The following is a 14225-nucleotide window of genomic DNA, read 5'->3' on the forward strand; positions in this document are numbered from 1 at the left end:
TATAAAGATTTCCCTCGGCGCTCTCAGTCCCGTTGAGTATCGTGAGAGCCTGGGCTTCGCGGCATAACCAGTCCAAGTTTTTGTCCGCATCCCCACTGGGTCAGTTTTCGGTCAGCGGCAACAACACTATATGGCTGCGAGACGGCTTATCAAACGCAAAGGGTGCCTTAGGGTGGAGCTACACCCTGAACTGTTCCATCAATTTCATCTGTTGAGTGGTCAGGCTATGTAGCTCGCTGGCAACCTGCGCCGATTCGGTGGCTTGCTCGGTCAGGGTTTCGGTCACACTGCGAATTGCCGAGATATTGCGATTGACCTCTTCGGCGACTGCACTCTGCTCTTCCGCCGCGCTGGCGATCTGCAGATTCATGTCGCTGATGACCGTGACCGCGTCACTGATCTTGCCCAGCGCCTGAAGTGCCTTTTGGACTTGTCCTACATTACTGTGAGCCTTGGTTTGGCTCACGTGCATCGCCACCACGACACCGCGAGTACCGTTCTGGATGCGCTCGATGACCTGGCGGATTTCCTCAACGGAATCCTGGGTTCGTCTCGCCAAGTTGCGCACTTCGTCGGCGACCACCGCGAAACCACGCCCGCTTTCGCCCGCACGGGCGGCTTCGATAGCCGCGTTGAGGGCAAGCAGATTGGTCTGTTCAGCAATGCTGCGGATGACTTCCAGGACCGTGCCGATCTGTTCGCTATCGACCGCCAGCGCTTCGACTTCGGCCACTGCCTTGCTGACGTCCTCGGCTAGGATGCCAATATCACGGGTACTGCGCTCAATTATGCCGACTCCGTCCCTGGCCGATTGGTCGGCCGCGCGGGCAGCCTGAGCGGCATTTGACGCGCTGTTGGCAACATCATGGGCGGTCGCGCTCATTTCGTTTGAAGCCGTGGCCACCTGATCGATCTCACGAAACTGAACCTGCATGCTTTCGCTGGTCTGCCTAGCAATTAACGAAGACTGATCGGCGGTGCCGCGGGCATCGAGGGTGTTTTGCTTTATCCGGGTGATGGTTGGTTGCAACTTGTCGAGAAAGCGGTTGAACCAGTTGACCAGTTCGCCCAACTCGTCTTTCTTGCTGTATTGCAAACGTTGGGTCAGGTCGCCATCGCCGCTGGCAATTGCCTTGAGCATACCTGCTACGCAAGTGATCGGCTGGGTCACGCTTGAGGCGGACATCCAGATCAGTAAGCACCCCAGCAGGCAAGCCCCAGTGGCCATCAACAGGGCTTGGAGGGTGCCGCTGGATTGGGCTTTATCGAACACCCTTTGAAGTTTATCCGCATCGGCCAGCAATACTTGGTGCGGTACGTCGATGGCCACGCCCCAGGCTTTTGCATCAGCAATCGGTTTGACCGGATAGACCGCCCGGATCAGCCCCCCTTGGTGAAGGATCTTCGGCGTATCACCGTCCAGCGACGCAATGATTTGTTTACCCTCCGCGCCAAGCGCTTTCCCCATATTTGCGCCAACCTGGGTGGCGTCGAAGCTGAAGGCGGCGAGTATGCCCGTGTCGGAGAGAATCAGCATACGACCCGAGCCATTAAACAAGCTGCTCTGCGCGGCACTGGCAGCTGCCTGCAGTGAGTCCAGCGCGATGTCCAGGCCCACTACACCTATGACCTTGTCGCCGACGATCAAAGGCAGGGAGATGGTCGTCATCAATATTCGCTTACCGTCGACGATGTCTGCGAAAGGAGCCATAAGACAAGGTCGCTTGCTGTCCCGAGGGCATGTGTACCAGCTGTTATAGGGAGCACCACTGATGCTGAGCGCCGTGCTGCCAAGGTCGCTCTCGTTGATCTGCAGACTCATCACCTGACCGGTGCCACGGTTCCAGGCACTGGCGAAGCGCCCCGACTCATTCGACGCACGGGCCGTATCATGGGCGAACTCGGCGTCCTTTCCATCTAAGGCATTACGTTCATAGACCAGCCATACACCCAGCACTCCGGGATTGCGCTCGAATGTGGTCTTGATGCTTTGATTGAGTTCTTCCCGCAGTGCTGCGGCTGTTAGTCCACGATGGTTTGCCATATTGCGCAAATCGTTCGCCTCGTCGGCCAGAGCAGTGATGACGGTCAGGCCGGTACCGAAGGTCTTCTGTAAATTCGCAGCCTGCTCAGCAGCTTTTGCCAGTAGCAGGTTCTCGCCACTGCCGGTCAGCATCTGGCTGCTGGATTGACTGATCATCTGCTTGTTCAGATTGCTTTGATAAAGATTCATGCCGACGATCAGGCCCATTACCCCGAGCAGGCAGAGCCCGGATAAAAGCACGATCTTCAAGCGAATAGACATGGGACTGCCTCATGGATGAACAATATGTTTTGTCAGTCAGATAAGTGCTTCCACCTACTCGGCGTTGGCACTACGCGCAGCCTGCAAAAGCAAGACTGCGCGCTTGTGCGTTTCAGCATTCGTGTGGCCGCAGAGTCGGCGCCACTGTTCGGTCAGTGCTTGACCATCACGTGGCGAATCACGGTGTAATCCTCCAATCCGTACATCGACATGTCTTTGCCGTAGCCGGATTGCTTTACACCACCGTGTGGCATCTCGCTCATCAGCATGAAATGGGTATTGACCCAAGTGCAGCCATACTGCAGGCGCGCCGCAAGACGGTGAGCTCGCCCTACGTCTGAGGTCCACACCGATGATGCCAGGCCATAATCAGAGTCGTTTGCCCAAGACAGTGCCTGCGCCTCGTCTTCAAATTCGGTCACGGAAACCACCGGGCCGAAAATCTCCCGGCGCACCACTTCGTCGTCTTGTCGCGCGCCGGCAAGTACCGTGGGTTCGAAGAAGTAACCGGGACCTTCCACGCGTTTCCCGCCCGTCACGACTTCTATGTGTGGCAGTAACCGTGCTCGATCCACGAAGCCGACAACACGGTCCAAGTGCTGTTGGGTGATCAGAGGCCCCAGCTCAGTCTCAGGATCATCCTGAAGACCAAACTTGATACTGGATACGGCGATGCCGAGCTTTTCAACGAGGCGAGCGTAAATGCCTTTTTGCGCATAGATCCGGCAGGCTGCGGTGCAATCCTGGCCGGCGTTATAGAAACCGAAACTACGTATGCCCTCTACAGCCGCATCGATGTCTGCGTCGTCGAAAATGATGACGGGGGCTTTGCCTCCCAATTCCATATGCATACGCTTAACGGTGTCAGCGGTGCCGGCGATGATATGACTGCCGGTGGCCACTGACCCCGTCAGTGAGACCATCCGCACTTTCTCGTGGGTAGTGAGCGGCTTGCCTACATTGGGCCCTCGTCCGAACACAACATTGACCACGCCAGCAGGGAAAACCGTGACCATTAACGAGGCTAACTTAAGCGCCGTCAGCGGTGTCTGTTCGGAAGGTTTGAGGACAACGGTATTGCCGGCCGCCAAGGCGGGAGCCAGCTTCCACGCGGCCATCATCAGTGGATAGTTCCAAGGCGCGATCGAGGCGATGACACCCACGGGATCGCGCCGAATCATCGAAGTATGGCCTAGCAAATACTCGCCCGCCGCAGAGCCTTGCAAACACCTACTCGCACCCGCGAAGAAACGAAACACATCGGACACTCCAGGCAGTTCGTCGCCCAAGACGGCCGCGTAAGGCTTGCCACAATTATTCGATTCCAGCCGGGCCAGTTCTACGGCATGGCTATCGATGAGGTCAGCCAGTTTGAGCAACAACAGCGAGCGATCCTTTGGCGTGGTCTGGGACCAGCTTTCGAAGGCGGCGTCAGCGGCTTGCACTGCGCAATCAACCTGCGCGGGCGTAGCCTCAGCAATGTCCACTAGTGCGGTCCCCAGAGAAGGGTTCATTACCGCGAGTCGCTCGCCTTCGCCTGCGACCAATTCGCCGTTGATGAGCATTTTAATGTGCATAGGCGTCTCCAATGAGTGCAGGCGCCAGATGCCTGCACTCAGAAAGAATTTAGATTTAACGGACAATAAGTTGCTGACTAAGTCAGCCGTCCAGTTGGGGAGTCACGACAGGTTTGCGTATCGGCCACATGGTTTTTCATGCAGCCTTAAAGTCACAGAGGGGCTCTATACGGGTATGTCCAACGAGTTCTTGCCTTTCAGAATCCACGCGACGATGCCACCGAGTACGAGCCATGCGACACCGACGAGTTGGGCGTTCGAGTTCGCGCTGAACAGTGCGTAGCAGAGGACGGCCGCACCCAGTACAGGGGAAACGAGATGTCTGAAGAAAGAGCGATCAGTCTTACCCCTGAAAAAAGCGATGACAGAAGCATGCAACATCACATAGGCACACAATGCGCCGAACGTGACCATCGTTACGATGGTTTCAATCTGGTCTTTGCCGACAATGGCAATCACCAGCGAGAGCGCAGCGACCAGGTATAACGCGGTCGTTGGTGCTTCATTTTTATTAAGTTTGGCGAGCACACGAGGCAGCTTTTTATCGCGTGCCATGCAGTAGATGACTTTTGTCGTGGTGGCCTGGGAGATAAGTGCATTAGCCAGCAAAGCTATCAGTGCATTCGTCAACGTGATGACCGGCAGGAACCACGTCCCCACCACTTGGGTGCTGACCGTGTAAAAGGCAACATCAACGGCGCCGTCCTGATATTTCGACCCCAGGGGAACGAACACAGACGCCAGGTAGACTTGCGCAACGAACAGCACGGTCACGATCACCAGCAACAACATCGTCGCCCGCGATACGGTTTTACCGCCCCCCTCGGCCTCCTCGTTCAGCGTCGAAACAGCATCAAAACCGATAAAGCTCAGAGCGGCGATTGGTACGGCGCCAAACACGGCGGACATACTGAATTGCGACGGGTTATAGAAAGGCGCTAACAGTTGCTCCTTGGAAACCGTTCCTCCGGCGATAAGGCCAACCGCAAACACGACGAAAATCGAGAGGACAACCAGCTGGATGACCAGCAGCACCTTTCCCACATTCACATTAACGGTGATACCGAACAGATTAACGATCATGGGCACAGCGACGAAAATCCCTAACCAAACCACCTTGTCGATGCCGGGAAACAAAGGTTGCAAGGCCGCTGCACCTAGAACCGCCAGCAACGCGGGAAGCAACAGATAGTCCAGCAAGATGGCCCATCCCGCCATAAAGCCGAATGTGGCATTGGTGCCCTTTGTCACATAGGAATAGACCGATCCCGAAAGAGGAATTCGTTTCGCCATTTCACTGTAGCTGATCGCACTGAACACCATCGCGATGGCGGCCAGCGTATAGGTCAGCGCGGTCAGTCCATTGGACGTGTTATGAATCGCTCCAAAGACAGAGACAGGAGCAATCGGAACGAAGTAAAGCAACCCGTAGACAAGGACGTCCGTCAGCGAAAGTTTCTTGCTGAGTTGACCATTATCACTGGGTACGACCAAGGTATCGCTCATTTTTGTTGCCCCTTGACGATTGGCCCGGATTTTCACCCGGACATTATTTAGGTACGGTTGCCGCGTGTCGCCAGCATTTGCTGTGGAACCGCGTACCGCTTTTGTTATTTGCACATCGGGACTGGAAAGGACCTATTCACTCAAACACCAAGATGGGTCTTTTGACGTTCGATGAATTCAGTTTAGGAGCCCCTCTTACTGTCGACTATCGAACCAGCGAACCGCGCTTTTCGTGTGAGTGCACGGCGCCTTTATTGCCATGAACTTGTCGCGCCCAAAGAGCAACCGGGCGTGGCTGCCCCTTGGGTCCGATCAATGTATGCACCGCAGCATGGTCCGCTCCCCGAAGCCAAGCATCGGCCGGGCTCCGCACTCATGCATCTGAATGGACGGTCAATTGCAATCGATGATGACGTCCAGCGCTTCAGGGTGCAGGAACCGCTTGAGCACATTGCCGGTGAGTCGCGCGACATTGTTGTCGTAACGGTTGTGGGAAAGTGAACCGGTGTAGGCAATTGATCCCACTGAGAACACGCCGCCCCCTCCTGGCAATGGACACAGAACGATGTCCGCGCGAACGCGAGACTGCTCGGTCCCGCCAATGCCAGGGATTGATTCGTAGACGTCCTCGGCGGCGAGAAGATAGGCATCCGACAATGGCCCGGAAGTCGCCAGGACAAGCGCACCCGGTGGGGCCCCTAATGACGGATCGTACCGGTCGATCTCCGCGCCGGCGGCACCACCGCCCATGATTCCAAAGTCGCCAATGCGCTCGTCACTGCCAATCCCTTCAAACGCAAATGCGGCGAGTGGGTCGTAGCTGTCGGTGAGGCGTTCGTAATACGTGCAGCGGTCGAAGCCTTGCGCGGCGAACCCCACGCCTAGCAGTCGCTGCGGCGCCTTACCCTTGTTGCGCCATAAGCCGGCCATTTCACCGGAGGTCTGGTGGCGGCGATCGCCAAACGGCGACTCGTGGGGGCGTGTACCCGCATCTGACCTGCGCAACTCCATGACATGCCGCTCTTCCGGATCAAATGAAACAGTTGCGAAAAAACCGTTTCCGCCCAAGTACATCAAGCGTCCGCCGTTCCCGGTGAAAGCCTCGATCGCGTTGAGTTCGTTGCGTGTCACATATTCTGGATGACTGCCCGTGATTAGAACCTTGTAGTCCTTGAGCAGGTCGACGCCTTCGCGATCGAGGTCTTCATCCGTCAGCGCGTCGAATTCACAACCGATTGTGTCGAGCCAATGAGCGATGCAGAGATCAGCAGGAAGCCCCCATACGCCCTCTGCCTGGAACCAGGCGCGGTGTTTGGGGTTGAGCGTCAGGATGGGGCGCCGAGTGCTGCCGAAGACGACGCCAGAGCCATCGTTATGGATTTCATAACAGGAACGACCGAATTCAGGATGGTCTTGAAGCGTCAGATCTTGACGATCAATGATCGGTGTCCGACTGACGATGATTTCCGCGCCATTGGCTTCAAAGGCTATTCGGTCGTTGGCGTACGCCAGATAAGTCGCCGTAGAGAAAAGCACCGCCACTTCGCGTTTCTGACGTCCCGGCCTGACGAAAAACGGGATGTATTGTTCAACGCCTGCACTGCTCAGTTTCGCGGCGTATACACCACTCGCGAGATCGTCCGGGACCTGAATCTTGAACGCCGTTGGCCACTGGGCGTCGGTGATGTCATCGTCGTGAAAATGGATCGCATCAAACTCGTCAGGTGCCCGCCGAAAGTCGTCGCTCAACCCCTTAAACCTATGGCCCGCCACTCCCCGTGTCGGCGCGTTGAAGCAGCGTCCATGCAAACCGTTTCCGGACACGTCTACAACATCGCTGAGTAACAGGCCATCGTCACGAAGGCTCTTGCCAAAGTGCCAGGCGGCCAGCTCGGAAACAGCCGCATCGCCGAGAGAGGGACGCAGAATGCGGACTCCACCGATTTTTCCGTTGTAGGCGGCATTCGCCAGCCATCGACCGTCTTGCTGACAGGCCAGCGCCCCGATCCTGAAGGGGGGTTGGCTTTCAGTCAGTCTCGTGCCGAACCTGAAGGGGGCTTGGCTTTCAGTCAGTCTCGCGCCGAACGGGACAGTACGTGATTCTGCGCGCAAGGCACTGGCACTCGCTGAGAGACGGTTCATGATGTTGTCGATTGGTGTCTGCTCCAGGCAGACCGTCCCGGCATCCGATTTGACACTGACTATGACGCGATACCACTGGTGTGCAATAAGTGGCGTTGCCAATGAAACTTTCTTTGTCTCACCATCTGCCACCCATATAAACGTTGGCCGCCCTTCCTCCAGTACAAGGGCGTAGCCAGAACAACTTGCCACGGACCAGTTTCCCAAAATGGCCTGTAGACTCGAATCACTCTCAAATGAGTTCTGCGTTACGTGGTAGGCCCCGAAGTTGCCCGAGCGTGTGCCTTGCGGCAGTGTCGGATAGACATGGGCTTCAATAACCAAACCGTTAGGGGATCGCAGAAGTCCTTGCGTGTCAGTGATTTCCACATAAGAGCCCGGCTGGCACACATGCTGGATACCCTCGTAGCTTCCTTCGAACGACGACTCAACAGGCGTCTCAAGGAAACCGGGGCCCGACTCCCCCGTAAACCCGTGTCGAAGCTTCACAAGCGAGGCGTCATATCGCGCGACCCCTTCGCAACTTACCTTGAAAGAAAGACTTTCACCCGGCGACACAGAGAATCCGTCGCTATAGCCGAAAATTTGCTGACTGACCTGGTTCATTCTCATTTCATCCGTTATGCGACTGAGAATCCGTTTCGCGCGACTCGGCAGCGAAAAGGGCTCGGCATCGAAGCGAAAAAACGTGACGCAATGCGTCGTCGTAAGTCAGGAAAATGCCTGGACTTCGAACGAAGTTGCCTGGCTCTCCAATCACAATGTTCCCGACGCCCCATGGCCCGTCGATACCCAGCGAAATGACAATCGCCTTGCCGGCTATAGACGCCCCGCCTAGCCCACGCACGACCCTTCGAGTCTTGTCATCATGTGGCCCGAGCGGAGACCGTTCGTAGGCGCCGATCACGCCAGAGTCGCAGTCGTCACGCAGGCGTTCAAAAAACCGAGCCTGGAACAAAGCGGCCAATTCAGCTTCGCGATCTGAGGAGGTACGCATGGTCATTCCCTCAGTGCGGTAGTTATTGTTGTGTTCATACTTTTCTCTTGCTTGTCAGTCGATTGCGCAGATATCCAAAAATGCGCCTGGCCGCGTTGCGGAGCGCTGGTCCGGAGGAGATACGCTGACCCCCCTGTACCGGTAGCGATATCGTCCGATGGACCGCGCCCCGCGATCTATCGCATGAGAGAACCAAGATTTTCGTCAGCGTGCACGGTGCGCAGAGTGGGTGCACGAGTCTGGTCTTTGCGCGCAACCGGCTCACCTACAGAGCAACGGCTCATGGCATACCTTTGCTTCCGCACCATTGGTCCGCTTTAACTGGACTTATGCATCCACCGGTTATTATCGAAATATGACACGGCGCTTCCGATGGCTGACTAGGCTGACTAGGCTTGCCTGGAAGTCATGGCATAGGGCTTGCTTGAGCTTCTAAGGCAGTGATTTTTTCAGGAGGGCGTGTGGATTCGTTACATTTGATAACCCGGTTCTCGACGGGCGAGGTTCATCCACAAAGACGTCTTGCTGCCTGGCAGGATTTCATGAGCGATGTCTACTACCCGATAGATGTGGCGGCCTACAACCCGGCATCGTTCTGCGGAGTCATTGAATCCACCCAGATCGGCGCGGTCGGAATTACTCGCTTTGCCGCTGATGCGCAACGGGCTGTGCGCCGCAAAGTACATGCCGGACGCGATGATTCGGATTTTTTCGCGCTAGTCATGCCGACCATGCAAACTGAGCAGTTCACTCACCTGGGTCGATTTGGAGACGTTGCGCCAGGCCAGGTCTCTGTCTTCAATTCCGCAGAAACCTATCAGCTGGATATCCCCAACGGCACGAGAAACGTCACAGTAAAAATACCGGCCGACCAATTCAGGGCGATGTGTCCGAAAATTGATGCGCGTTGTGGCCGCGTCGACGTCGCCAATTCGCGTTTCGTGCCACTGCTAACGCAATTCGCGTTGCAAGCATTGGAAAACGCCTCCTGCCTTTCCCCCGAGCATGTCAGAAGCTTGGAGAGAGGATTGCTGGAATTGGCTTTCTTGATGATGGATGTACCGGAGACCGATGCAGCGGGGGATTCACGAACGGTCATCGATCACTTCTTTCACCGTGTCATGGCGTATATCGCGGCAAACTTTCACGACCCGGATCTTGCACCTGAGCGAGCAGCTCAAGCTCACCGCGTTTCCATCCGCTATGTCCACAAGGTTTTCCAGGCTCACGATACGACGTTCGGGCGAGAACTTCGTCTTGCTCGGCTCAGGCACGCTCAAAAGCTTCTGCGCGAGAATGCGCTGCACAAGGCTCGGCCCACGACCATTGCGGAAGTGGCCTACAACTGTGGTTTTTCCAGCCAGGCGCTTTTTTCCGTCCGGTTCAAGGAAGCTTTTGGGTACTCACCTCGAGACGAAAAAAGCCATTAGTTCCACGCTATCTCCCATCAAATGGATGGCACTCATCGTAAAGTGTCTTTTTTGGCGCCTTCTGCGCCATGCCCTCTATGTTTCGTCGCATTAGGGTGAGGCAATGAACTGCGTCAGCACATGTGCGCGGCTTCCAGCGCCAAGCTCATGTTCATCCCCACGAGCCCGGCTTTTGGCGCCGCATAGGCTGCCTCACCCAGGTTGCTGACGCGGGTGCCGGTCGTAGAGCTGATATGGACGATGCGTCCATAACGACGATTCTGCATCCCCGGCAACACTGCTCGGGTCAGCAAAAATGCAGTGGTCAGATTACAAGCAATAGAGTTGTTCCAGACATCGACGCTCGTATTGGCTACGTCGGAGAACACCTCGGCCTCACCCCTTAATCGCCATACCCGCGTTGTTCACGAGCACATCGATTTGCCCCCATAGCGATTCAGACCATTTCACCAGTTCGACGCCTTTACCAGTATCGTTGAAGGTGGGACGGACTATCTATAGTGGGTCGTTTTCTGCCTCTCGCGACGGGCAGAAAACGTACAGAAGCCTTCATTCACTTTCCATGTAAAGCCTCGCATGGCCTAGCCGATGATCATCACAATGCAGTTCATTCATGTCGCAGTGATCTGGGGATTCAACATAGGCGGCAAGTAGATAAATGTTCTTTCCTATTATGTCTAGAATTCCTGACGTAAAATGCATTTTGGCCAGTTAATGTCTAGGAAATTAGATGCTATGCGACTCAACATTCAATCGGATCAAGTGCTCGCCGCCACAGTAGGAGCACATCTTCAAACGCTGCGGTTGAAGAGGAACATCAGCCTTGAGACCGTAGCGGAGAACGCGGCGATCAGCCGGCAGACCCTGCACCTGATGCTAAATCAAGGCAAAGGCACCTTGATCAATCTGATCGCCGTTTTGCGCGCCCTCGGCGAGTTGGAGCGCCTGAGTTCGTTGTTGGAGGAGGTGCGGCCCAGTCCGCTTCAAATCATGCGCATGGAAGGCAAAAAGCGACAGCGCGCCTCCGGCTCTCGTTTTACCTCCGAGGAAGCCAGGGCGGAAGTTGTTCACTCCAGCAAGCACAAAAACCGCGATTGGTGATGAAAAAGCGTGCAGTCCATCTCTGACTTTTTGATGATAGTGAGTCGTGCATCTTGCCAAAATCAACGTGGCTGATCTCGTAAACCTATTGCCGCCTGTAGATACCCGGCGGTGCATTCTTAACGCGTTGAGGTTGGGGTTGAGGACCTTTTTTCTTTGGTCGCTCAAAATTACAGCAGGGATAATACACCGGCCGCCAATCCCACATCCCCCAAACTTCTTTAGCGGGGAAAGGGCAACTCCAATATCCCACACCAAATTCATAGTTCTCTTCAACGAAATGTGTTGATTCCTGTTGGCCTGCGATATAAGTCGACCACAGAGACTCGATCGGCCGAATTTCGTCCCCGTAAGCTTTCACATCAGAGACGAAGTCAGCAAAACTTTCATAGGTTTCGACTATCGCTTTAATTATAAAATCAGTGGGTTCATCAAGAGGGAGCCTGTTTTTAGACCTAGATTTTTTGACAACTCCAAGCCGCCTTTCAATATTATCTCCAATATTCCTGTCGGATAAAAAATTCCAGATTTTTTGCTCAAATACTCCGTCTTGATGGATTTTTTCATTTAAGACCGCGAGAACCGCCTCCTCCGAAAGGTGATGGGTGAATGACAGAATCTCCTGAAAAATCTGCGCTTTCTTCAACTCAAATGGGTCTGTGTTCAGCGTCACAGGGCTATCTTTTAGATGTCGTCCCTCACAGGTCTTCCACATCACCCCCAGACTATGACCTCCATGGGAGAACTGTTTGTCACAAGCCGGGCAGCGTTTGACTAGCTCTACATTGTGCTCCGCACAGACTTTAAGCTCACAACAGTGAGCACGCCGCCAGAAAGAAAATCCTAAGCGTTCAATATCTTCTGCAACACAAACCGGACAAAAACCTGAAGGTTTTCTAATTGACTCATAGCAACGTGAATAGCTTATATATTCGTTCCTTGAGTAAGAGACATCTTGAGTATTTTTAAAAACTGCCGTGAAAGGATAGTTAGTATGCGTGTGCAGAATTTTGTTCAAGCCGTAACAGCCAGACCATCCCAGCAATTCGGCAAGTGTCAAAATATCTGCCCGTGAGGGACTATTTGGAAACGTCCGAAATACGTCCTCGGAAGAACGTTTTCCTTTAATAAAAAGAGTCCGCTCCACAAAGGAACGCACAGTCTCCTCTGGCTGAATCGCTAGGATCATTTTGGGCTTTCAAACGTTGAGCTTCGCCCAGAGTAGGGAGGAGCGGAGGAAAGCGTCGCTAGCTACCGAACCCGTGGGGCACAGGCGCTAGCGACAGACTTTATTTAATTCCGACAGACTTTATTTCGTAGGATCAGGTCCTTGTTGGCGCGGAATATAGTTTGACACAAACACCCTTGTGAACACTGAAGAAAATGACAGCCTCAAGTGTTCATCTCCGAAACATAGTTTGACACAACACCGATGCCACATCGTATGCGGCCATGTTTCGCAAGGAATATAGATTGACACAAGCCACCTTCGGCGTCGTAGCGTCCTGAAGATAGCTATAGCGCAACTCGCTTATCAGGTATTAGTGACGAGCTGTAAACGGCCGATCGGTCAGTCACCAAGCAACGTTACCTTCGCAGTGAGGCTTTGGTCAGTGCTACTCTTGGTTCGCTGCCCAAGAGCTTCCTCTCCCGGGTACGTATATCGGTGATGAAACTTGGTTTGAGGCGGTCTCTTAGAGGCCGCCTTGTCATTTATGGGCAAGCATTTTCTGCGATGGGTGGGCTTCGGGATGAAGCCTCATAGGTATAGCGGAGGCTCTAGAATGAGCTTTATAGGCTTTTATAGTCAATTATAGAGTGATTAAGAATCCGCTCTGGAGCGGCACTTACGTTGTCCGCTTCTGGCCGGAAGCGCCTCCACCGCTGGACAACTATCGGCCCAAAAATAGTTGCTGCTCCCCGCCACCTGTACACGCAGCCTGAACCGAGATAGCTGTGTGACACCTCGAAAACCAGAATGCAATTCACACACCTGTAGATCGCTACGACGACTCACACGAAGCTTGAGATGAGTGGCCAGGCCCCCCCACAATGCCCTGAAGTTGCAAGCATGGCCTTGGAGGCAAGCCGCACCTTTCTAGCAACTGCGCGACTTGGTCCTCTGAACACTGGCTCATGAGTACACTGTCCCACTTAGACAATGCGGCTTGCTTGAAGTTATTCAGCAGGGTGCGAATTAGAATGCGCCGTACATTGATTACCCACCGAGCATGCAGAATGCTCCGCGCTGCAGATGGATAGTCATAATGGTGGCCCAGCATCAACGTCGACAGAACGCGCCTTAGCGAAACCATGTTTTGACCTATCTCTGTAGCTCTCGCACGGCGAGATATAGGGCGAAACCCAGTTACATGGAGATTCGGGTTGTCATCGGGTAGCCTCCTGTCGTTGAGATAGATCCACGCGAGGGCGAGCCAAATCATAGCTCGCGATAATTCGTGAGAGCGCAGAATGGCGTGGTTAACCTCGGCTTCGGCTCCGTACTCTGCGTTGCTCGCGCTCGCGAGCACAGCCTCGACCTGCGCATTGAGTGCTTTCATGACACTATCGGTCAAAGCGTTGGTGCGCTTTGACATAGAGCCCTTGAGCACATACTTGGCAAGCGCCCCGTGACAGATCTCGCCATTCAGTCGGTAGTCATCAAGGATACCGAGCAAGCCCTGAGGAACGGTTTGCTCCAGCTCAGACAGAAAATCACGATGGACATCGGCTACAGCCTGGGTTCGATGCTCAAACGCCCAATTCTCCAAAATAAAGCGATTAAGAGCCGCATTGATCAACAACTTAGCGAACAAGCCATCTTGGCTTGGCGTTGTAGCTATAAGATCCGAGTACCATCTGCTTCTTGGTACGCTATGGCTCATCGACTCTAAAATTTCCTCGTGAATACTCTGTATCTCTTCAAGGCTGAAATCCCGAATACTATGTCGTGATGTTTGCGACTCAGGCCGTGGGCGAGGCCGAGAGCCTCTTTCGGCATCGTAGATATGGCCTTGGCATTTGCTCAGAACCAGCCACGCTCCTGATTCCATTACAACCTGAAGCTTATCTGTAAGCGTCTGCCGAAGTCACCTTGCGTGACTCAGGCCGGCACCCACTGATGCGGTAGCAGTTGATCAATCTCACTGGCACGCTGTGTTGGCAGC

General features: G+C 54.4%; 8 protein-coding genes and 2 pseudogenes. 2 read left to right on the forward strand and 8 right to left on the reverse strand.

Annotated features, from left to right (window positions below; all coding sequences use genetic code 11):
* Positions 1-178: 178 nt before the first annotated feature.
* The 5 genes and pseudogenes from FBY02_RS28930 to FBY02_RS27365 form a co-directional block, all read right to left on the reverse strand.
* Positions 179-934 (reverse strand): methyl-accepting chemotaxis protein, encoded by a 756-nt coding sequence (locus FBY02_RS28930; protein ID WP_371921443.1) that lies wholly within the window; start codon positions 932-934, stop codon positions 179-181.
* 102 nt (positions 935-1036) lie between these two features.
* Positions 1037-2305, reverse strand: a pseudogene (locus FBY02_RS28935) (HAMP domain-containing protein); the annotation flags it as partial.
* Between the two features lie 152 nt (positions 2306-2457).
* Positions 2458-3882 (reverse strand): gamma-aminobutyraldehyde dehydrogenase, encoded by a 1425-nt coding sequence (locus tag FBY02_RS27355; RefSeq protein WP_144931574.1) that lies wholly within the window; start codon positions 3880-3882, stop codon positions 2458-2460.
* A 165-nt stretch (positions 3883-4047) separates the two neighbouring features.
* Positions 4048-5388 (reverse strand): APC family permease, encoded by a 1341-nt coding sequence (locus FBY02_RS27360; protein ID WP_110625310.1) that lies wholly within the window; start codon positions 5386-5388, stop codon positions 4048-4050.
* A 393-nt stretch (positions 5389-5781) separates the two neighbouring features.
* Positions 5782-8136 carry a N,N-dimethylformamidase beta subunit family domain-containing protein gene (locus FBY02_RS27365; protein WP_144931576.1) on the reverse strand — a complete coding sequence of 785 codons (2355 nt, stop codon included), beginning with the start codon at positions 8134-8136 and terminating at the stop codon, positions 5782-5784.
* Between the two features lie 852 nt (positions 8137-8988).
* On the opposite strand from FBY02_RS27365, the gene FBY02_RS27370 reads away from it, so the two are divergent.
* Complete coding sequence (locus FBY02_RS27370) at positions 8989-9957, forward strand: AraC family transcriptional regulator (protein ID WP_124388881.1); 969 nt, start codon at positions 8989-8991, stop codon at positions 9955-9957.
* Between the two features lie 125 nt (positions 9958-10082).
* Here the strand turns inward: FBY02_RS27370 and FBY02_RS27375 are convergent.
* Positions 10083-10413: pseudogene (locus FBY02_RS27375) on the reverse strand (SDR family NAD(P)-dependent oxidoreductase); the annotation flags it as partial.
* Positions 10414-10692: 279 nt separating this feature from the next.
* On the opposite strand from FBY02_RS27375, the gene FBY02_RS27380 reads away from it, so the two are divergent.
* A complete protein-coding gene (locus tag FBY02_RS27380; RefSeq protein ID WP_144931578.1) occupies positions 10693-11058 on the forward strand; it encodes an XRE family transcriptional regulator in 366 nt (121 codons plus the stop codon).
* Between the two features lie 85 nt (positions 11059-11143).
* On the opposite strand, the gene FBY02_RS27385 is transcribed toward FBY02_RS27380, so the two are convergent.
* A complete protein-coding gene (locus FBY02_RS27385) occupies positions 11144-12247 on the reverse strand; it encodes a TniQ family protein (protein ID WP_144931579.1) in 1104 nt (367 codons plus the stop codon).
* 814 nt (positions 12248-13061) lie between these two features.
* Positions 13062-13943 (reverse strand): hypothetical protein, encoded by an 882-nt coding sequence (locus tag FBY02_RS27390; RefSeq protein WP_144931581.1) that lies wholly within the window; start codon positions 13941-13943, stop codon positions 13062-13064.
* Positions 13944-14225 lie beyond the last annotated feature (282 nt).

This window comes from Pseudomonas sp. SJZ078 (assembly GCF_007828255.1).
Classification (GTDB): domain Bacteria; phylum Pseudomonadota; class Gammaproteobacteria; order Pseudomonadales; family Pseudomonadaceae; genus Aquipseudomonas.